This is a genomic window from Shewanella sp. UCD-KL12, assembly GCF_001957125.1.
Classification (GTDB): domain Bacteria; phylum Pseudomonadota; class Gammaproteobacteria; order Enterobacterales; family Shewanellaceae; genus Shewanella.
On the sequence record NZ_MPHJ01000003.1, the window covers coordinates 15,809 to 35,554 of the forward strand.

Sequence of the window (19,746 nt, forward strand, 5' to 3'; positions counted from 1 at the left end):
AGCTTGTTAGAAAAAACGCAGATTTTAATCTGCGTTTTTTCTTATTAGCTTATCTCTATTTTTTGCTGTGTTGATCAGCTAACGTAAACAAGGCATCGATTGCAGTGAAGAAAGTCGCTATCATTGACGGACCGCTTGGTTTACCAAAGCTAGAAAAAATGGATACTGTTGTTCCTGTATTCCAATCGATGACATTCCATTGACCGTTGACGCCAACCATAGCACTGATAGGCCTGCCGTTGAGGGAAATGGTGCGGAATTGGTCAGCGTAGAATCCTTCTCCTGCGACTTGTTCCTGATTATCTGTAAACTTCCAAGCTTGCTTAACTGCGTCATCACCATTTCTTAGACGTTCGATAAAACTGAGTGGAAGAATCTGCTCTCCCTTAAAGTTCTTTCCCTCATTCGCGATCAGATTCATTGCGATAGCAAAGTCACGAGTTGTCATATTTAAGCCACCACTGTATGGCATGCGATCATGGTTTAGGTCAAGAAAGGCGGCAACAGGCTCCTGAAAACCACCTTTCTTCCAGAGTTCTTGCTCCATAAATGCATTAAATGACATTCCTGTTGCTGCAGCTATTGCTCGCTCTGCACTGAGTCCAATGATCTCCGTGTTAACACATTTATAGTTGTAACCTACGCCAGGGGCGACAGGTTTAACTTTGTTTGCTAGGATTTTTAAGAACTCTTCAATGCCATCTAGGCGGCCGTGGGCGCCACTTTTATTAATCACTTTTCCGTCTAGAGTATCAAAACCGTTGTATCCAGAGGCTAATGGCATAGCCCAATCCCAAGTTGACCACTCTCCCATAGACCAGTGATAACCATTGTCATCATCATATTTGCTGTCTATCGTACGAATTCCTGAACGCATATCGCTGAAATTGCGAAGCGGTTGCCCAGCTAAAGGGGAATGTTTAAATTCGGGAATCCATTTCTCAATTTTATCATTGTATGAGATAAACCCTTTTTCTACGGCGATGGCCAGCACCATTGAAGTGAAGGACTTACTGGCTGACATCAAATGGTTCTTTGTTTTTGTGTTAGTCCCGTTCCAATAGTCTTCTGCGATGATGGTGCCATCTTTTGTCATCACCACATAATTATGTATGTTTGCCCTGTCCCTCATAAAGGCATACAAATCCATTGACTGATTTCCTGCAAATACATGATGATTTGATAGCTCGATGGGTGCTGTTAACTTGAGCGGCATTTTATCACCATGTTCAATGATGGCATGTTTGTGAAATAGATGAGCATCGGGGTAAGTGTAAGCCCCTAGGTGCTGCTCTTCCCAATTGGCTATTCCCGCTCCGAATGTATTTAGCCCTTGTTCAATTTTTTGATTAGGCTGATGTACAACCACTGCATTTGCTTGAAAAATAGATGCTAAGGAAAGTGATAAAATGACAAGGGACTTTTTCATAAAAACCTCTTTTTGCATTGACTGTAAACAGTTTGGCTTAAATAGATATGGTCGTTTTGGTTGAGTAAGCATGTTTAAAAATAGTAAGACAGACTTAACTCAAATAGGTGGTCGTTATCGATCATATCTAAGCGCTGGCCGATATGAGCAATATCTGCTGAAGTGCGTGTAAAAGTGTGCGAAGCCTCTAGCCACCACTTTCCTGAGTGAGTGATCGGCGCACCGTAACCAGTCTTTACTTTAAAGGTGTTTACGTCGGCTTTGCCGCTTTTTCCATCAGTAGATTGAGTGTCTAAATACATATATTGCGGTTGGAAAATAAGGTAATCACCTCGATCACTGATTGACCAAGAGCCGAAAAGATTTGCTTGATAGCCTTTCATATCAAAAGGAGCAGCACCAGCTTCTGCACGGCCTTGTACATAAGCTAAGTTGGGAAAGATGGAAATTGAGTCAGTGAGCTGAGCTTTAGCGATTGCGCCGAGTGCAATGATATCAGTACTTACTGATGCATCATTATCTGAGCTCATTTTCCAGCTCTTCATATAATCAACTGAAAAACCAATTTGTGGCAACACACCTTCGGATACATCAAACACTTGGAAATAGCGTAGGCGAGTATCCTGAGGAAGATGAGAGTCACCTGCGGATTTTGTTGCAGTTTTATGTTCAATTAAACCTAAAAAACTATTGCCTTGTGAGTATTGTCCTGCAATACCACCCATAACACTTATTTCTCCATCGTTTGAGTAAACACCACTTACAAAGGAGTTAACTGCAGTTAAATCTGATGGGTCAATGTCATTGGCTTGCACTGGAAAAGCCACAATGTTGATTAAAGAGATATATGTTATTGTTTTCGAAATAAATGATGTATTCATATTGGGCCTATATAAACGTCAATATCCGGGCTAAATGCGTATCGATAGCCTTGGGAGCCAGGTGTAAATTATTTATTACAGCTTGGTGCTCTAGCTGCACTAATACTTAACTAGTAGTTTTTGATATGAACTTCTGGATGGGTGGAGTCAGTTTTAATAAACATATCGACCTCAGTGCCATTGATTTCAAAATAAGTAGAGGTCACAGTTCCCATCATTTCACCTCGTCCTTTCCATAAAGGCTTATCTTCAGCAAATTGTTGCGAAACAGACTTAGGGGTATCAATTGATGCACTAGCTATAAATGTGTCTGCAGCTTTCTGTCTCTCTAAGCTGTGGGCTGCAAAGCTATGGTTAACGAAATCTTTATCTACAAATAGTGAGTGATTTGCGTGAGCTTGCTTATCTAAACTGGCGTAATTTACTTTGCCGCCAAAGTTATTTTCGATATTCAGGACTGCTTGATGCGCATCTACAACGGTATAAGCAAAAAAAGCTGTATAGGAGTCATGGTTTTGGAATATATCGATTAACTCTTTGGGCTGTATGATGTTGTAAGCTTCCCAACTTAAATAAAACGAAGGTGTGGCATCATCAGCTAAAATCTCGCCTTGAACATTTTGGCGGGCAGTGCCTTCGTCGGCCATTGTATTCATTAGTAAGGCTTGACCACCTTTACTGACACCACCATAAGGAATAAGCCCCGCCCATGTTTGAATCACACGTCTATTACCATCCGTATCGGTATGGTTTAGTACGATGAGCCCTTCATAGTTAATGCCCATGTAATCAAAGTTAGCTTGAGCCCAAGCTTTTCCTTGTTTGTCTGACATTCCCATTACGGTACACTTTGCTGGCTCGCTGGGGTTGTAAGCGGGTTTGTCGGACTGTAAAAAGCCCATTCCACCATTTCTTTGGCTCTCAAGAATAGCTTCATCTGACATGCCAACGGCCAATAACAGATTTGGATCACGATTTAATGCTTCCGCAAGGCCACCTATGTATGCAGCTGCATCTGGACTAGATTTTTGTAATTTTCCGTAAATGTTTTGGCTATCGAAAGACTTAGAAAGGCTAATCACGTTTAAGCCTGGAAGCATGACTCCTAGCATATTGTTAAAGCGATCAATGCTATCTAAGATTTGATCTTTCGCGACATCACCAAGATGCTTTCCGAGTTCATAGGAACTGCCTGTAAACTGGACTTCAGCAATTTGATCTGTGTGCTGGATAAGTTCTGCCTGAGCAGGAAAAGCGAAAACTGAAGCTATAGTAATAGATAAAGCCGTAATTGTGTTTTTCATAAAAACCTCTGAAGACTGTTTACTAAGAATGACAAAGCGCCTTGGTGGTACTCGTTCTTGGGTTGTTCCTGTTTCAGTGATTGTATGGTCGCACTTTGGTGATAATGGTGGATCATTATTAGTTATAGTGATCCATAGATATGGTGGTTAGATATGCTGTAACGCCTTTGTTGTGGGCATTTGAGTGCAGAGGAGTGGAGAAATACTCAGTTTATGCCATTGGTCATTTAGAGTGAGGGCTTAACAAGTTCTAATAAAGTGAATGCTGTTTTTACGTTAATGTTGATGGTTGATAACCTTATTAGCAGTGTGTGATTCACTTTACGCCTTAGTATCAGTTTCGATTCAATATGAGTGAGAGTTGGAAGTCAGCTTGGTTCAAAAAGTAGTTAAAACTGTTTGTTTTTAATTGTTCATTTCAGGACGTAATCAGCGATCCCCTTATTATCCCGTTAGGGGTTGCCATTAATCGCAATCCAGAATGGAAAACTCCCCACAGAAAATCTTCGTTCAATGACTAAGGTGTTGGCATTGATGACCAGTACCTGATTGTCTTTTGTCAGTGTTACATAGATTTTTTGGCTGTCCTTGCTGCTGCGTATTCCGTGTGGTCCCTGACCGACTATAAGGTGTTTAGCCGTTAGGCTAACAGGATCTATGATGGTGATTTTATTGTCGCCAATAGCAGCTGTGGCAACAAAACTGTTATCGGGTGCGACATCGATACCGCCATGGCCATTCCCCACTTTTATGAGTTTGATGACCTGACCTGTTTCAAGTTCAACGACAGCGACATGTTGGACAAAGTCCCGCACATAAGCGTATTTTTCATCAGCAGATAGGTCTAGGTTGTGGGGGCCTGTAATACCTGGAACAGGTATTACCTTAATCACAGTGTGTTGAACCGCATCAATAACACCTATCCCTGCACCGCCTTGAAGCGTCACGTAGGCTAAAGCGCCATTGCGAGTGAAGCGTATATTGTGGGGGGCCTTTTCTACATTAATGGTATGGGTGGTACTCATAGATGCAATATCAACTACGCTGATCGTGGATGATGCTTCATTGCTGACATAGACTTGTTGGCCATTGGGGTGGACTTTGACCCCTTTCGGAGAGCGACCCACTGGAATAATTGCCACCTTCTTACCTGTCTCTGTATTAAAGACATATAACTTTCCGCTGCTTGGGCTGGTTGAGAATAGCTGCTTCCCATCGGGGGAGATCGCGGTATAAAGCATATTAGGCCCGCCATCCCAGGTACGCTGAGAGGGAAAAGTTTCGATGGCACCACAACCTTTCATAGTGACAAAAATCGTGTCGGGAAATTCAGCCTCTGTCGCTTCAAAAGATGCAATAGAGCAACTGGTTGAATCAGGAGGCATGTTAGATGCAATTTTTATGTTTGCACTGGATTCAGACTTTGGACTAGGCTCTGGCTTAGATATCGGGAGCTTAGAGTAATAGCTGGCAAGCTTGATGATATCCTGTTCACTTAAACTTGCTGCAATCAACTGCATGCTAGCTTCTTGTCGGTGACCTTGCTTAAATGCTTGGAGTTGTTTGATGAGGTAAGCGTGCTTCTGGCCCGCTAGGTTGGGGTATTCTGAAGTTAGGCCGATACCGTCGAAACCATGACAGCTTGCACAAGTTTCAGCAATATTTTTGCCATCTTTAAGGTCTCCAATCTGCTCAGCTTGCACCAGGTTTAGAGCAAAAAGAGACAGACTGAGTATCAAGGCTTTCCATGACGGACGCCATGACTGATGCCCTCGCTTATTCCATGATCTATTCCATGACCTATTCCAAGATCGATGAGTTAGCCATAGGGTGAGTCGTCGAGTCGCTCTTGTATCAATCAAAACCTTCTCCGCTGAGGCTGTCTTAGGTTAATTATAGCTTTTGTAATTGCTGACGAATGCTCACTTCAATAAATGTTAATCTAGGCTTCACCCCTGAGATCTTCTCGAATAGGCATACTGTGCAGCAAAAAATCAGGCCATAGAAAAATTACTTTTTTATCAGGCCGCTTAACTAGGATTATCTTGTGCGCATAGCTTCAAAAATATCGTTTATTTTGACCCTCATCTCCATACTGTTACTTCTTAGCGTATTGACTGGTTGCTCTAGTGTGCCCATGAAAAGCCCTTCGAACATGATTGGCTATAAAGAGTCAGGCAAAGCCTCTTTCTACGCGATGAAGTACCAGTTTAGGCAGACTGCAAGTGGCGAGCGGTTCAATCAATATTCAGATACTGCCGCCCATAAGACATTACCTTTTGGCGCTAAGGTGAAGGTGACCAATATTAAAAATGGTAAAAGCGTCATCGTGAAAATAAACGACCGTGGGCCATTTATTAAAGGGCGCATTATTGACCTTTCTCGTTCAGCATTTTCAGCAATAGGTCACTTAGATTCAGGCGTGATAGAGGTGGAAATAGAAGTGATAAAGTGATGGTCTCTAATTAGCTCTGGAGAGTCGTAAGCTTGCCCCATTATTATATTGAATAAAATGGGGCAGTCTTTTTAGGTTGATACAGTGCTAGCCTTGCTTGATTAAGTTTGCTTCTTCTCTAAGGGCTTCAAGGAGTGACTGACAAACAGGTGGAAGTTCACGGTTAGCTCGGGTTGTAATGCCTATGCGGCCCGACTCTGTGCCTAAGTCTATAGGCAGTTTTTTCAATAGACCTATCTCAGAGTATGTTTTGATCACTTGGTCGGGAAGGGTAGAGATCATATCCGTCTCTTTTAGCAAGGTACGGTTTGCCAATATAGATACAGACTCTACTGCGTTAGCAGGCACGTTTAGCCCTTCACGGTGGAAGATATCATCTATCTCCTTTCTGAGCAGGGTTTCTCTTGGGGGCAAGATCCACTCATATTTAAGCAGATCTTTAAGGCATAAATCGATTTTTGATTGCAATGGGTGATCGGCGCGTGAGACCAAAGAGACTGGGTCTTGATATAGCACCTCATTAGCCAGCTGCTCTTCATCAGAAAACTCTGAAATTCGGCCAACCATGATATCGATATCATCGATTTTCAAGGCTGACATCAACTTATCAGCTGTTCCTTCAACGATAACGATAGAGACATTAGGCCGCTCTTGCTTGAGACGCGCTATCGCTTTAGGCAATAGCGTGGCACTTGCCGCCAGTAAAGTACCGACAGTCACGCGGCCTGATAAGCCCCCTTGCAGTGTCGAGAGCTCTTCACTGGCATGTTTCACCTGTGACAGAACCAATTTGGCGTGCTTGATCAGCACATCACCGTACATCGTTGGCACCACACCGCGAGATGAGCGGTCGAAGAGCTTTAGATCAAGCGCATTTTCAATATCACGAATAATCTTAGTGGCTGCAGGCTGCGCCATATTGAGCAACTGAGCGGCTCTAAAGATATTCTGCTGTTCACCAACGGTGACAAGTAATCTTAAATATTTGAACTTGAGCCTAGAGACTAAGTGTCTTTCTAATGTATTTGGATCCATGGCGAGGCCTCGTTTTTAAGAGTCGTTCTGACACCTTTAAGTTATATCAATATCAATATAGTTAAAAGGGGTAGATATAAGTTTTTTGTATTAGTTTGAAACCACTTTTCACCCATCCAACTGCTATCTAAAAAAACATATACCAAGCTGGTAAATAGTTATTTTTCTATTATGTCGCCATTGCGTACAGTGGATTCATACCGAAACAAGTCACTAACAAATGTTATTCAGTACCCGCTTAGTGCCTGTATTCAGCTTGTAATCTAGCGTTAGGGTGAACTCATGCAACAGAACTCTTCAACAACTTCTGACAATAAAAATAACACTGCGATTCCTCACGCCGATGGCATATTAATGAATTATGTCGCTGGTGAATTTGTTGACACGAAACAGCACTTTGAAAATATAAGCCCGGTTGATGGCACTGTAATTAACCTGGTTGCCGAGGCCGATAAAGACTTAGTCGATCATGCTGTTGCATCGGCGAGAGCCGCCCTTGAAGGTGAGTGGGGCAAGATGACATTGGCTAAGCGGTGTGAATTACTGCATAAGGTTGCAGACGGTATTGAGGCACGCTTTGATGAGTTTGTTGCCGCCGAGATGGCAGATACCGGTAAGTCATTTTTCCAAGCGCGCACTATTGATATTCCTAGAGGTGCGGCCAATTTTCGTGCCTTTGCCGACATGGTCAAATCCCAATCAAGCGAGTGTTTTCACACCGATACCCCCGATGGCCGCGGCGCACTTAACTACTCAGTGAATAAACCCTTAGGTGTCGTCGCTGTGATAGCCCCCTGGAACCTCCCTTTGCTTTTGATGACTTGGAAGCTTGCCCCTGCGATGGCGGCGGGCAATGTGGTTATTGCCAAACCTTCAGAAGAGACGCCCGCGACGGCAACCTTGCTCGCCGAGGTGATGGATAGCGTGGGTATACCAAAAGGGGTGTTTAATTTAGTGCATGGCTTTGGGCCTGGTAGTGCAGGTGAGTTTCTGACCGGGCACGAGGGCGTTGATGCTGTCACCTTTACCGGAGAGTCGCGCACAGGCTCTGCCATCATGAAAGCCGCAGCCGATGGAGTGAAGTCATTATCTTTTGAGCTCGGTGGTAAAAATGCCGCCATCGTGTTTGCCGACAGTGATTTTGAAGAGGCGGTTAATGGCACGGCTCGCTCGGTATTTACCAATGGCGGTCAGGTCTGTTTGTGCACTGAGCGCGTCTATGTCGAGCGCAGCATATTCGACAAGTTTGTCGCGGCGATGAAGCTAAAGGCTGAGGCGCTCAAGATAGGTTGGCCGCTCGATGAAGATACCGATATGGGGCCAGTTATCTCCCATAAACACAGAGATAAGGTCTTGTCATATTACGCCTCGGCGCGTGATGAAGGCGCCAATGTGATCACAGGTGGCGGGATCCCTCAGTTTGGTGATGAGCGTGATAACGGCGCTTTTGTAGAGCCCACCATTTTTACCGGTTTATCTGAACGAGCAAAAATTCAGCGAGAAGAGGTCTTTGGCCCTCTTTGCCATATCACTCCTTTTGATACTGAAGCGCAGGCGATTGCACTGGCCAATGGCAGTGACTATGGCTTGGCAGCCACCGTTTGGACCACAAACCTTCAGCGTGCACACCGCGTCGCCCAGCAGATGGAAGTGGGGATCGCTTGGGTTAACTCATGGTACTTGCGAGATCTAAGAACGCCATTTGGCGGGGTAAAACTCTCAGGTGTGGGTCGTGAAGGCGGGGTGCACTCACTGGCATTTTATGCTGAGCCAATGAACATCTGCATCAAGTTATAGAGAAAGGATTAAGTGATGAGTAAGAGTAATTCAACAACGATTAGCAACAAGATCATCAGTGTTGCAGCAACGCTTAGAGAAGCGGCTGAAACGGGTACACCGTGTGCCTGCGTTAGACATCAGCTTGATGAGATGTGTATCGAATCGGCCTATCAGGTTCAGCAAGTTAATCATCAAGTTTGGCAAGAGCAGGGGCGCCGTCCGGTGGGCTGCAAGATAGGGTTAACCTCTAAGTCAGTTCAAACACAGCTGGGCGTCAGTCAGCCTGATTTTGGCTTGCTTTACGCCGATATGTTTGTTGCCGACGGTGATCAAATCGCCATTGACCAAGTGTCCCAGCCAAAAGTTGAAGCTGAGATAGCCTTAGTACTTGGACAAGATCTCAACATGAGTATGCCAACGGTGGCTGACATTATCAGCGCAACGGCTTATGCGCTACCTGCGATAGAGATTGTTGGTAGCCGCATCGCCAATTGGGATATCAATATCGTCGATACCATCGCCGATAACGCTTCATCAGGTATGTTCGCTTTAGGTGGCTCACCAAAGAAGCTAGAGGATCTGGATTTAAGATTGTGCGGCATGGTGATGGAGCGCCGCGGCGAGCAAGTATCAGTTGGTGCTGGGCAAGCTTGTCTGGGTCACCCTCTTAACGCGGCTGTTTGGGTGGCTCGGACTTTTGCTGAGCGTGGCCAGCATTTAAAAGCGGGTGACATCATCTTAACTGGGGCGCTAGGCCCTATGGTCAGCGCAGAGCCTGGCGATCAATTCGAAGCACGTATCTCGGGCCTTGGCTCTGTACGCGTCGGTTTTGCCAAAGAGGATTAATACCATGGCCAATAATCAAGTGTTATCTCAATCAGATAAGAGCAAAAAAATTAAGGTAGCCATCATAGGCTCGGGCAATATCGGCACCGATCTAATGATCAAAATCATGCGCACCTCTGAGGTATTAGAGATGGCGGCTATGGTGGGTATCGATGCCACATCGGATGGCCTTGCTCGTGCAAAACGTCTCGGCGTTGCGATCACTCACGAAGGGATTGACGGCTTAGTTGCACTGCCTGAGTTTGAGCAGATTAAAGTGGTGTTTGATGCCACATCAGCAGGCGCCCATAAGCATCATGACAAAATCTTGCAGAGTTACGGCAAGCAAGTGATCGACTTAACGCCTGCCGCTATCGGTCCCTATACCGTTCCGGTTGTGAATATCGATGAGCATCTAGAGGCGGGTAACGTCAACATGGTGACCTGTGGCGGCCAAGCGACCATTCCTATGGTGGCAGCGGTAAGTCAATTATTGCCTGTGCCATATGCTGAGATTATCGCTTCTGTGTCATCAAAATCTGCAGGTCCTGGTACCCGCGCCAATATCGATGAGTTTACCCAGACGACAGCCAGCGCCATAGAGCAAGTTGGCGGGGCGAAAAAAGGTAAGGCGATCATTATTCTCAACCCCGCTGAGCCGCCAATGATCATGCGCGATACCGTGTTTGTACTCAGTGACTTGCCAGAAGACCACGGTAAAACACAAGCCGATGTGGCAGCGTCTATCGAAAAAATGGTCGCTGCGGTTCAATCCTATGTGCCTGGTTATCGCTTAAAGCAGCAGGTGCAGTTTGAACGTTTTGAGAAAGACTCCCCGCTGCATATTCCTGGTTATGGCGATTTTGCAGGTCTTAAGTCATCAGTCTTTTTAGAGGTTGAAGGCGCGGCTCATTACTTGCCAGCTTACGCAGGCAATTTAGACATCATGACATCGGCCGCTTTAGGCACCGCAGAGCAGATTGTGCGCTGTAAATTTGCCGCGCAGCTGGCATAAGGGGAGATTTGATATGACTGATTCAACCAACACAGTTTCAACCAATAACAAGTTGTACATTCAAGATGTGACCCTACGTGATGGCATGCATGCCATACGTCACCAGTACAGCATTGAGCATGTGCAGACGATTGCCAAAGCCTTAGAAACCGCAGGCGTTGATGCGATTGAGGTCGCCCATGGCGATGGCTTAGGTGGCTCAAGCTTTAATTATGGCTTTGGTGCCAACACAGATAAAGAGTGGATTGAGGCCGTAGCCGATGTCGTTACTCACGCTAAGCTGACCACGCTCATTCTGCCAGGTATTGCAGTGAAGGAAGACCTTAAGTGGGCGTGGGATGCAGGAGTGCGCTCAGTACGTGTTGCGACCCATTGCACGGAAGGTGATATCTCCCGTCAGCACATCGAATATGCTCGTGAGCTCGGCATGGATACCGTGGGTTTCTTGATGATGTCCCACATGAATAGTCCTGAAAAGCTGGCTGAGCAGGCCAAGCTGATGGAGTCCTACGGCGCACAAGCTGTGTATGTGGTCGACTCAGGTGGCGCGATGAATATGGATGATGTGGCGGCGCGGGTACAAGCCTATAAAAAGGTGTTAAAACCTGAAACTGAAATTGGCATTCACGCTCACCACAATTTGTCACTGGGCGTCGCGAACTCAATCGTTGCCGCGCAAAACGGCGTCAATCGTATTGATGCTTCACTTGCAGGTATGGGCGCTGGTGCGGGTAATGCACCGCTTGAGGTGTTTATCGCAGCCGCGAGCCGATTAGGTTGGGATCATGGTACAGATCTATACACCTTAATGGACGCTGCCGATGACCTAGTGCGTCCCCTGCAAGACCGTATCGTACAAGTCGACCGTGAAACCCTGTCTCTTGGCTATGCCGGTGTTTATTCAAGCTTTTTACGTCACGCAGAGAAAGCCGCTCAGACCTATGGTCTCGATACTCGAGAAATTCTCGTGGAGCTGGGGAACCGCAATATGGTGGGGGGCCAAGAAGACATGATAGTCGATGTGGCGCTGGATATTCTTAAAACTAAAGCAAAAGACATTAGGGTGGGAAGTTAATATGAGCCAGCAATCAAATCCAGCATTAGCAAGTGTTGCCGAGATAGTCGATGGCGCTGCGATGAATGCCGAGGCTATTGAGCAACTGTCCCATCAAGGTCATGAGTTAACTCTGACTCAAGCCTATGAAGTACAAGCACTCTCTGTTGCCCGTCGTATTGAACGTGGCGAGCGATTAGTCGGCATCAAGATGGGCTTTACTAGCCGCGCCAAGATGTTGCAGATGGGAGTCGATGACCTGATCTGGGGCCCTTTAACAGATGCCATGGCGATTGAAGATGGCGGCGAAACAGATTTTAGCCGCTACATACATCCAAGAGTGGAGCCTGAGATCGCTTTCTTATTGAAAAAGCCGCTATCAGGGCAAGTGTCTATGAGTGAAGCGATGGCAGCGGTTGAAGCTGTGGCGCCAGCGCTTGAGATTATTGACTCACGCTACAGTAATTTTAAGTTCTCCCTTGAAGATGTGGTTGCTGATAACTGCTCATCGACCGGTTTTTGTATCGGGGCCTGGCAAGCGGCAGGACTCGATCTATCAAACCTTGGCATGGTGATGGAGATAGATGGCGTAGCCGCGAAAATTGGCTCGAGCGCTGCCATCTTAGGTAATCCTTATCGCTCACTTGTCGCCGCTGCTCGCGTTGCTGGTGAAGCGGGCAAGACCTTGCCTGCAGGCTCTATTGTACTGGCTGGCGCTGCGACGGCAGCAGAGGCGCTTACGCCTGGGGTTCACGTTAAATTGCACAGTGAAAAATTAGGCTGCGCTGAATTTACCGTCGCGAAATAAGCGTTTGATTCATGGTTATGAATGAGCGCTGAGTAACTGATTGAACAGAGAAGAATAATAAAAGGTGGACATGGATATGGCAAAAGATAGCCAAGTAATTAGTGGTAAAGCTAAGCCCAGAGGGACCTTCCCACACTATAAACGCGCTGGAGATTTTGTATTTGTTTCCGGCACCAGCTCGCGTCGCCCTGACAATAGTTTTGATGGCGTTGATGTCGATGAGATGGGCACGACCAATCTCGATATTCAGGCTCAGACCCGCACTGTGATTGAAAATATCGGTGACATTCTTATTGAGGCTGGTGGCAGTTTAAATGATGTGGTCGAGATCAGTAGTTACCTGGTCAATATGAATGATTTTGGTGGTTATAACCGCGTTTATAGTGAGTTCTTCGATGAAACTGGACCGAGTCGTACGACCGTTGCCGTGCATCAGCTGCCACATCCACATCTACTGATTGAGATAAAAGCCGTGGCTTACTGCCCTGTTAATAAAGAGAAAGGAGAATAACCATGGCGACTCCATTAATAAAGAGTGTTAGCAAGTTGGCCAGCTTTAATTTTCAGCAGTGGATTAAGGAGCATGAGCATCTATTAAAGCCACCAGTGAACAATAAGCTTATCTGGGAAGATGCAGATCTTATGGTGACAGTTGTTGGCGGCCCGAATCAACGTTATGACTACCATGACGACCCTGTTGAAGAGTTTTTCTATCAGATGAAAGGGAATGCTTTCCTGCGCATCATGACCGAAAATGGCCCTGAAGAGCTACATATGCAGGAGGGGGATATATTTCTACTACCCGCGCATGTACGCCATTCTCCCCAGCGCCCAGAAGAGGGCAGCATCTGTTTAGTGATTGAACCTAAGCGCCCTGATGGCGATAAAGATGCTTTCGAGTGGTATTGCCAAACGTGTAATCACTTAGTGCACCGCGCCGAGATGCAACTGGTCGATATTTCAAAAGATTTAGCGCCGGTATTTCAGGCCTTTGCCGCAGATGAAACATTGAGAACGTGCCCGAGTTGCAGCGCCATACACCCAGTAGCGGCAACGCCTGCACGTAATAATAACCAAGCAGAAGTTGAACTAGTCTAGCCATTGGCAGCAAAAAATAAGGATAGTTTATGACAGTCGTCGATATGCATACCCATTTCCTGCCAAAGCAGTGGCCGGATCTCGCTAAAAAGTTTGGCAGCCAAGATTGGCCCTGGATGAGACATACAGAGCCCGGTAAGGCGATGATCATGGTGGGGGACAAGGAGTTTCGCCCCGTTTATGAGGCGCTATGGGACCCTTCTGTTCGCCTGGAAGAGATGGACAGGGATAGCGTCGATATTCAGATTATGTGCGCCACACCTGTACTGTTTAATTATGAGCGCCCGGCGCATCAAGCAGCTGAGTGCGCAGAGATTTTTAATGATTTAGCATTGGAGATCTGTAGTCATAACCCAAACCGCTTAAAGGCGCTTGCCCAAGTACCATTGCAAGATATCGATGCTGCTTGTATCGAGGTTAGCCGAGCGAAAAAGACGGGGCATTTAGGGGTGCAAATTGGCAACCATGTCGGCAATAAAGATATGGATGATGAGGGACTCGTGACCTTCCTGCAGCACTGCGCGAGTGAAGATATTCCAGTTTTAGTGCACCCTTGGGATATGCTTGGCCGCGAAAGAATGAATAAGTATATGCTGCAGTGGCTGGTGGCCATGCCTGCTGAAACACAGCTTGGGGTGCTCTCACTGATACTCTCTGGTGCATTCGAGCGTATATCCAAAGATCTTAAACTCTGCTTTGCACACGGCGGCGGCAGTTTTGCCTTTCAATTAGGCCGCGTCGATAACGCTTGGAAACACAGAGACATAGTGCGCCAAGATTGTCCGAATATTCCATCATCTTATACAGACAGGTTTTATGTCGACTCAGCGGTATTCAGCAATGAGTCACTGGAGTTACTGACAAAAGTGATGGGGGATGACAGGGTGATGATGGGGTCTGACTCGCCATTTCCACTGGGAGAACAATCTGTAGGCAAGCTGGTTCGCGAGCATGATACCTTGTCTGAGCTGAGTAAACGCCGAATTTTAGGTGAGAACTCACTCAAGTTCTTTGGCATAGAGTAAGCGTAAAGCATCGACTATTTATGCTCTCAAGGGATTAAGTGTCTAACAATGGCTATCAAGGTGATAGCCATTTTTATGTCGCGTTACTGTTTACTGCGGGCCGCCCATTGCTTTGTACTCAATCAAATGTATCGCTTGTCCTGCGGGATCTTTGAGTACTGAAACTGAACCAATATAGGGGATCTCAAAGCTTGAGATCTCACTGGCTCCACCTGCTAAAGCTCGCTTTACTGAATCCGCTAGGCACTCAACCGTGGCATAGCCCACCCAAGCTGATTGAGATGTGTCGTTCTTACCAGCCAAAGTGCATTTTTAATCCTTTCTCTGTAGAGGAGCCTACATGCGGCTATCAGGCCATTATTAGTGGTAACACTTCTCTATTTGTCATTAGGCGTGTTAGTGAAGGCGCCTTTTTCTCTTTAATACGACACGCCATTCCGTTAAGCTCATAAAAGGACCATATAAAAAGTATGTTAGGGATGAGGGGAGATGTGCGCGGATAAAACCACAGAGCAGTTACAGGCTGAACTCAAGGCGTTACAAGATGAAAATCTTGCGCTAAAAAGGCAGAAACGCAGTGTCGAGGAGAAGTTATCTGCCGCTTTAGATGGCACTGGTTTGTGCCTATGGCAGCAACATATTCCCAGCGGCAACCTCACTATTTTTAATCGTGAGTGGGGGCATCTACTCGGTTACTCAGAACAAGAGCTTGCTGCTCACGTCGATAGCTGGAAGGGGAATTTACACCCTGAAGACAGAGATTGGGTGATTGCCGCTTTTGAAGATCATGTTGCGGGTAAGGCTGAGTCTTATCAAGCGGTACATCGCATGTTGCATAAAGATGGCAGTATTAGCTGGGTATCAGATAGAGGCCGTATCGTGGAGTATAGTGATGATGGCCAGCCACTTCGTATGATGGGCACCCATATCGATATCACTCAAGAGAAGCGCTACGAGCTAGATTTAGCCAGACTGGCTCATTGTGACCCTCTCACACACCTACTTAACCGCAAGGCATTTGAACAGGCTTTTTATGAGTATCAGGCGGTGAACGAACCTGGTGGAGGCGCACTGTTTTTTATCGACTTAGATGGTTTCAAGCTACTGAATGATAAGCATGGCCACCGACTAGGGGACCTGGTGCTCATTGATGTTGCTCAGACTTTACAAGATAAAGTCGGTGAGTTTGCCAAACTGGCTCGTTTTGGCGGCGATGAGTTTGTGATTTTATATCCGCAGCTTGATAAAGCCGAGCTCAGTGCAGTGGCTCAGAGCATTTTGCTGCACTATCAAGAAACGATTGAAGTCGATGGCTGTGAAGTTCAACTTGGCTTAAGTATCGGTATTAGCCTATTTACCGATTCAGATCCATTTATCGAGACCTGTGAACATGCGGACAGAGCCATGTATCAGGTGAAGCAAAGGGGCAAGCATGCTTATGCTTTTTGGCAAGTTCATGAGCCCTTGACTCCGATATTAATCAAAGCGGTGAGTTAGTGGTAATACCTAGCCTAGATAGGTATTACCCTTTCCCGATACATTGATACTTTTTAGTCACTAGGTAAACAGCACATTTTGAGTCAACACTGTCTCGGCAACTTGTCTGTAGACCGCTGAAAGCATCTGCGGTTTTAAATCCCCAGGCCTTACATCTTTTCTTTGCCGTTTTCAGCGCATCTTGCTCGTCAAATTTGGATGTTTCACTTGGGCTGCGAGTGTAAGACAATTCAATTATTCCATCAGCTAAACTGCCGCCAGTGGCTTCCATCGTTTTCATTGAAGTACAGCCAACCAGCGTGGCTGCGATGACTGAAGTGAGTGCGAGTCGTGTGATATAAGTCTGCATGGTTGAGATATTACCGTGTGAAAGGGCTATGCATAGATTTTCAGCATCATAGTGGAAGTGCGTGATAAAGCACAATTAAACTTCATCAATTAAGTACTAGTGTTCTAAATCTAAGCGGATGTAACGGTAGCTTAAAGGGATGTAACATGATTGAAACAGTAGATGCCAAATTTTTGATAATAAAAAAGCAGCCTATTCAAGACGAAAGGCTGCTTTATGTGTCACTCATTTAGCAATGGTGATACTCGATTATTAATATCTACATAGAGTAACTTACGCCCATGTAGTATTGGCGGCCAAAGGACTGAATCGTACCCGTTTGATGTGGCTCACCGAAGTAAGTTTTATTCGCTTCATCTGTGAGGTTATTGACCTGAAATAACATTTTAAGACCGTTATCGAACGCATAAGATGCCTGATAATCAAAAATGGTTTCAGAATCGAAGAAGGCTAGCTGAGATTCAACTGCAACCTGCTCAGAGACATAATCACTTCTGTATCGCATGCTGATACGCGTATCGAACCCTTCGTAACCATAAAACAGTGTGGTATTTGCCACATGCTCAGACAGACCCGGTAGAGGGATAGACAAGCTGTCTCCGCTCAAGTCTGTTTCAAACTCCACTTCGCTGTCAGAGTATGAGTAACTCCCCATGAACCCTAAGCCGCTGAAGGCATCAGGAAGGAAATCAAACATCTGTGTATAGGTAACTTCGACACCACGAATGTAACCGCCATTATCGTTATTAACCGCTGTTTGATATTGACCTTCATTCTTCTCAACAGGGTACTCAACACCATCAATAACAACAGTATCAGGGACAATAAAGCCACCCTCTACGAAATCATAGGGCTGAATAGTGAAGTCATTAATAAAGGATTTAATATTTTTGTAGAACAGCGCCAGTGCAAACGCGCCCTCAGTGTCACTAAAGTAACGCTCATAGGAGATATCAAATTGGTCAGCGTAGAAAGGATCCAGCAGTGGGCTGGTATTACCCCACGCATTATACTTTTTATGGCCTGGTGTTGCCGAGTCATCATACCAAGAGCCTACACCTGACTTTAATTTATCAATAGGTGGGCGCGCCATCACCGATGCTGCGGCAATTCGGATCTGGTCATTGTCTGTTAGGTGGAAGTTTAAGTTGAGTGAAGGCAGGTAGTCTGTGTACTCCTTACCTGAGGTATGGTGGATGTAATCGGTACTGACCACGCCTTTTCCATCAACAATCTCTTCACCTAGCCCAAAGCCAACTTGCTGTAAGCCATCACTGGATTGATCTGTGTTGACGACTCTTACACCGATATTACCGGTGACAGGTAGTGAGCCTATCTCAAAGTCTAAATTAGCTTGTATATAACCTGCTAATACATCTTCGTTGACTGAGCCACTTTGAATCATGGTCCAGTTATTTTCCCAGTTCTGGGTTGGCGTGAAAGGGCCTTGTCCATTTGCCGCTAGCTCAGCATTGACCAGATCGACCGCTTTATCAAAATCAATCTTTAAGAAGCTAGGATAGCCAGATAAGTTACCGCCGAAATCGACCACAGAAACCATATCATCGGTGAGCTTTATCACTGGCATATGGTCTGGATTATTACCAAACTCAGAGCCGTATCCAGCTTGCGAGCGTTGGGCATCAAATTGACGCTGAGAGTATCTCACACCGAAATCGATAGAGGAGATGAAATCGTTATCGAGTTGATAATTAATATCAAGCTTATACGCCATCAGCTCATTTTGTTGGTCATATGGCCACATACCGACTTCACGTAAACCGAGCGTATTGGTGTTGGTATAATCTTCACTGAAATTAACATCAGCAGGGTTTAAGCCGTTGAGTTGGTAACTGATAGATTCTGCTGAGCGGATTTGATTGCCCATATCATCATAAACCACGGCGCGCGTACCGCCATTGACGAATTCTCCGTCTGCACTTGAGTAGCTAATATCTGCCGCAATGGTTAGGTTCTCACCGTTGTTCCACTCGACATTGATAGCCCCTGAGGTCAGCTCTGATTTTTTAGAATCGTTGTCATTGACGACAAATACGGCAAAGTTATCAGTGCCGTCGGTAGACACAGTACCCCCCGTCATGGAGCCGTTATCAACAGTGGCATCTGAAATGTTGCCATTCTTTAGGTGCTTGACCCTAAAGCCACGGGCATAGTTTTCAGAATCAAATTTTGAGTGAAACAGATCGCCCTTAATGCTGAGGTTATCACTAGGTTGCCAATGAATGGCGCCCATATAACCATCACGGGTATCAGTGCCACCCTTTTGCTGCATCTCGAAACCTTCACTGATTGACTCATCAACGCCATCACCATTGACGTCCATTTTCGCATCATTAAACCTAAGCCCAATAAACTGATTCGATACATAAGGCTGGTAAAGGTGGGCGTAGCCTACGGCAACACCTAATGTCTCTTCTAAAAACTTACCTTGGTAAGAGAAACTTAAGCGGTTCCCAAACTCCTCTGCATCTGCAATATCACCGGCAGAGTCATTGAAACTTCCCCTTAGGTTAACACTGAAGTTATGCTCTTTTGCCGCTTGCAGTGGGTCTGCAGTCTTAAGCTCTACAGAGCCAGCAACACCACCTTCAATAAGCGATGCTTTTTGTGATTTGTAGACTTGGGCTTGGTTAATTAACTCTGAAGGATATTGGTCAAATTCAATGGCCCTTGAGCCACCTGTCGTCACTTGCTCACGACCATTAAGTGTCGCTTGAACAAAGGCGCCATCGAGGCCGCGAATATTAAGGCCGCTGGCTTGTCCGCCTGTTCTTACCGCCGTCACACCTGGTAACCGTGTCAACGCATCGGCAATTGATACATCAGGTAAAGCCCCTAAGTCATCGGCTGAGATTGTTTCAGTAACAGTATCGGCAAAACGTTTACTGTTTAATGATTTAATCACACTGGTTTTAAAGCCTTTGACTTCAATGACCTCTATCTCATCATCTTCAATTGCTTGCTTGTCGTTAACCTTTTCTACTGCATAACATGGAAAGGTGAGGCCTGATGCTAACAGTGCGAGTGTCACGGTACTGAGTTTAAACGTTGGCATATTTCATTCCCTTTATGTGTAAAGCTGCAGGGTTTGAATTAACCGCTGCGACTTTTACTGACTCTTATCTGGTCATCAAACATATGGAACCACGTTAATGAGAGGTTATCAATTTG

18 protein-coding genes are annotated in these 19,746 nt (G+C 45.7%); 10 read left to right on the forward strand and 8 right to left on the reverse strand.

What is annotated here, in order from left to right; genetic code table 11:
* Positions 1-55: 55 nt before the first annotated feature.
* From BM736_RS07825 to BM736_RS07840, 4 genes are all read right to left on the reverse strand, one after another.
* The gene (locus BM736_RS07825; protein WP_076410641.1) at positions 56-1,429 is read right to left on the reverse strand and encodes a serine hydrolase; all 1,374 of its coding nucleotides are present in this window, start codon (positions 1,427-1,429) and stop codon (positions 56-58) included.
* Positions 1,430-1,503: 74 nt separating this feature from the next.
* Positions 1,504-2,310 (reverse strand): hypothetical protein, encoded by an 807-nt coding sequence (locus BM736_RS07830; RefSeq protein WP_076410643.1) that lies wholly within the window; start codon positions 2,308-2,310, stop codon positions 1,504-1,506.
* A gap of 110 nt (positions 2,311-2,420) precedes the next feature.
* Positions 2,421-3,614 (reverse strand): C45 family autoproteolytic acyltransferase/hydolase, encoded by a 1,194-nt coding sequence (locus BM736_RS07835; protein WP_076410644.1) that lies wholly within the window; start codon positions 3,612-3,614, stop codon positions 2,421-2,423.
* 452 nt (positions 3,615-4,066) lie between these two features.
* Positions 4,067-5,476 carry a c-type cytochrome gene (locus BM736_RS07840; protein ID WP_083699953.1) on the reverse strand — a complete coding sequence of 470 codons (1,410 nt, stop codon included), beginning with the start codon at positions 5,474-5,476 and terminating at the stop codon, positions 4,067-4,069.
* A 275-nt stretch (positions 5,477-5,751) separates the two neighbouring features.
* Here BM736_RS07840 and BM736_RS07850 point away from each other — a divergent pair, with 275 nt between their 5' ends.
* Complete coding sequence (locus BM736_RS07850; RefSeq protein WP_083699955.1) at positions 5,752-6,069, forward strand: septal ring lytic transglycosylase RlpA family protein; 318 nt, start codon at positions 5,752-5,754, stop codon at positions 6,067-6,069.
* An 87-nt stretch (positions 6,070-6,156) separates the two neighbouring features.
* On the opposite strand, the gene BM736_RS07855 is transcribed toward BM736_RS07850, so the two are convergent.
* Positions 6,157-7,104: a LysR family transcriptional regulator gene (locus tag BM736_RS07855; RefSeq protein ID WP_076410646.1), complete on the reverse strand. Its 948-nt coding sequence runs from the start codon at positions 7,102-7,104 to the stop codon at positions 6,157-6,159.
* Between the two features lie 282 nt (positions 7,105-7,386).
* Between BM736_RS07855 and BM736_RS07860 the strand changes: the two genes are divergently transcribed.
* The 8 genes from BM736_RS07860 to BM736_RS07895 all read left to right on the forward strand — a co-directional run bounded on the left by BM736_RS07860 (position 7,387) and on the right by BM736_RS07895 (position 14,708).
* Complete coding sequence (locus BM736_RS07860) at positions 7,387-8,901, forward strand: 2-hydroxymuconic semialdehyde dehydrogenase (protein ID WP_083699957.1); 1,515 nt, start codon at positions 7,387-7,389, stop codon at positions 8,899-8,901.
* 15 nt (positions 8,902-8,916) lie between these two features.
* Positions 8,917-9,729: a 2-keto-4-pentenoate hydratase gene (locus BM736_RS07865; RefSeq protein WP_076410647.1), complete on the forward strand. Its 813-nt coding sequence runs from the start codon at positions 8,917-8,919 to the stop codon at positions 9,727-9,729.
* Positions 9,730-9,733: 4 nt separating this feature from the next.
* Positions 9,734-10,723 carry an acetaldehyde dehydrogenase (acetylating) gene (locus BM736_RS07870; RefSeq protein ID WP_076410649.1) on the forward strand — a complete coding sequence of 330 codons (990 nt, stop codon included), beginning with the start codon at positions 9,734-9,736 and terminating at the stop codon, positions 10,721-10,723.
* 13 nt (positions 10,724-10,736) lie between these two features.
* Entirely contained in the window at positions 10,737-11,798 is a 1,062-nt protein-coding gene (dmpG, locus tag BM736_RS07875; RefSeq protein WP_076410650.1) for a 4-hydroxy-2-oxovalerate aldolase, read from the forward strand.
* Position 11,799: 1 nt separating this feature from the next.
* Positions 11,800-12,585: a 2-keto-4-pentenoate hydratase gene (locus tag BM736_RS07880; RefSeq protein ID WP_076410652.1), complete on the forward strand. Its 786-nt coding sequence runs from the start codon at positions 11,800-11,802 to the stop codon at positions 12,583-12,585.
* 76 nt (positions 12,586-12,661) lie between these two features.
* A complete protein-coding gene (locus BM736_RS07885; protein WP_256717757.1) occupies positions 12,662-13,096 on the forward strand; it encodes a RidA family protein in 435 nt (144 codons plus the stop codon).
* A gap of 2 nt (positions 13,097-13,098) precedes the next feature.
* Positions 13,099-13,683, forward strand: a complete 585-nt coding sequence (locus BM736_RS07890) for a 3-hydroxyanthranilate 3,4-dioxygenase (protein ID WP_076410656.1) — start codon at positions 13,099-13,101, stop codon at positions 13,681-13,683.
* 29 nt (positions 13,684-13,712) lie between these two features.
* Positions 13,713-14,708: an amidohydrolase family protein gene (locus tag BM736_RS07895; protein ID WP_076410658.1), complete on the forward strand. Its 996-nt coding sequence runs from the start codon at positions 13,713-13,715 to the stop codon at positions 14,706-14,708.
* A 90-nt stretch (positions 14,709-14,798) separates the two neighbouring features.
* Here BM736_RS07895 and BM736_RS07900 read toward each other — a convergent pair whose 3' ends face one another.
* Positions 14,799-15,011: a hypothetical protein gene (locus tag BM736_RS07900; protein ID WP_076410660.1), complete on the reverse strand. Its 213-nt coding sequence runs from the start codon at positions 15,009-15,011 to the stop codon at positions 14,799-14,801.
* A gap of 186 nt (positions 15,012-15,197) precedes the next feature.
* Here BM736_RS07900 and BM736_RS07905 point away from each other — a divergent pair, with 186 nt between their 5' ends.
* Entirely contained in the window at positions 15,198-16,205 is a 1,008-nt protein-coding gene (locus BM736_RS07905; protein WP_076410661.1) for a sensor domain-containing diguanylate cyclase, read from the forward strand.
* A 25-nt stretch (positions 16,206-16,230) separates the two neighbouring features.
* On the opposite strand, the gene yecR is transcribed toward BM736_RS07905, so the two are convergent.
* Together yecR and BM736_RS07915 are read right to left on the reverse strand one after the other, a co-directional pair.
* Positions 16,231-16,554, reverse strand: coding sequence for a YecR family lipoprotein (gene yecR, locus BM736_RS07910; protein ID WP_076410662.1), 324 nt, complete (start codon positions 16,552-16,554; stop codon positions 16,231-16,233).
* 259 nt (positions 16,555-16,813) lie between these two features.
* Positions 16,814-19,630, reverse strand: coding sequence for a TonB-dependent receptor (locus tag BM736_RS07915; RefSeq protein WP_076410663.1), 2,817 nt, complete (start codon positions 19,628-19,630; stop codon positions 16,814-16,816).
* Positions 19,631-19,746: the final 116 nt, after the last annotated feature.

What these genes read in the sequence shown, in the direction of transcription:
- BM736_RS07870 (WP_076410649.1), top strand. Translation starts at nt 9,734, where the DNA reads ATGGCCAATAATCAAGTGTTATCTCAATCAGATAAGAGCAAAAAAATT.
- BM736_RS07835 (WP_076410644.1), bottom strand. Translation starts at nt 3,614, where the DNA reads ATGAAAAACACAATTACGGCTTTATCTATTACTATAGCTTCAGTTTTC.
- dmpG (WP_076410650.1), top strand. Translation starts at nt 10,737, where the DNA reads ATGACTGATTCAACCAACACAGTTTCAACCAATAACAAGTTGTACATT.
- BM736_RS07905 (WP_076410661.1), top strand. Translation starts at nt 15,198, where the DNA reads ATGTGCGCGGATAAAACCACAGAGCAGTTACAGGCTGAACTCAAGGCG.
- BM736_RS07915 (WP_076410663.1), bottom strand. Translation starts at nt 19,630, where the DNA reads ATGCCAACGTTTAAACTCAGTACCGTGACACTCGCACTGTTAGCATCA.
- BM736_RS07885 (WP_256717757.1), top strand. Translation starts at nt 12,662, where the DNA reads ATGGCAAAAGATAGCCAAGTAATTAGTGGTAAAGCTAAGCCCAGAGGG.
- yecR (WP_076410662.1), bottom strand. Translation starts at nt 16,554, where the DNA reads ATGCAGACTTATATCACACGACTCGCACTCACTTCAGTCATCGCAGCC.
- BM736_RS07865 (WP_076410647.1), top strand. Translation starts at nt 8,917, where the DNA reads ATGAGTAAGAGTAATTCAACAACGATTAGCAACAAGATCATCAGTGTT.
- BM736_RS07850 (WP_083699955.1), top strand. Translation starts at nt 5,752, where the DNA reads ATGAAAAGCCCTTCGAACATGATTGGCTATAAAGAGTCAGGCAAAGCC.
- BM736_RS07890 (WP_076410656.1), top strand. Translation starts at nt 13,099, where the DNA reads ATGGCGACTCCATTAATAAAGAGTGTTAGCAAGTTGGCCAGCTTTAAT.
- BM736_RS07880 (WP_076410652.1), top strand. Translation starts at nt 11,800, where the DNA reads ATGAGCCAGCAATCAAATCCAGCATTAGCAAGTGTTGCCGAGATAGTC.
- BM736_RS07825 (WP_076410641.1), bottom strand. Translation starts at nt 1,429, where the DNA reads ATGAAAAAGTCCCTTGTCATTTTATCACTTTCCTTAGCATCTATTTTT.
- BM736_RS07830 (WP_076410643.1), bottom strand. Translation starts at nt 2,310, where the DNA reads ATGAATACATCATTTATTTCGAAAACAATAACATATATCTCTTTAATC.
- BM736_RS07855 (WP_076410646.1), bottom strand. Translation starts at nt 7,104, where the DNA reads ATGGATCCAAATACATTAGAAAGACACTTAGTCTCTAGGCTCAAGTTC.
- BM736_RS07895 (WP_076410658.1), top strand. Translation starts at nt 13,713, where the DNA reads ATGACAGTCGTCGATATGCATACCCATTTCCTGCCAAAGCAGTGGCCG.
- BM736_RS07860 (WP_083699957.1), top strand. Translation starts at nt 7,387, where the DNA reads ATGCAACAGAACTCTTCAACAACTTCTGACAATAAAAATAACACTGCG.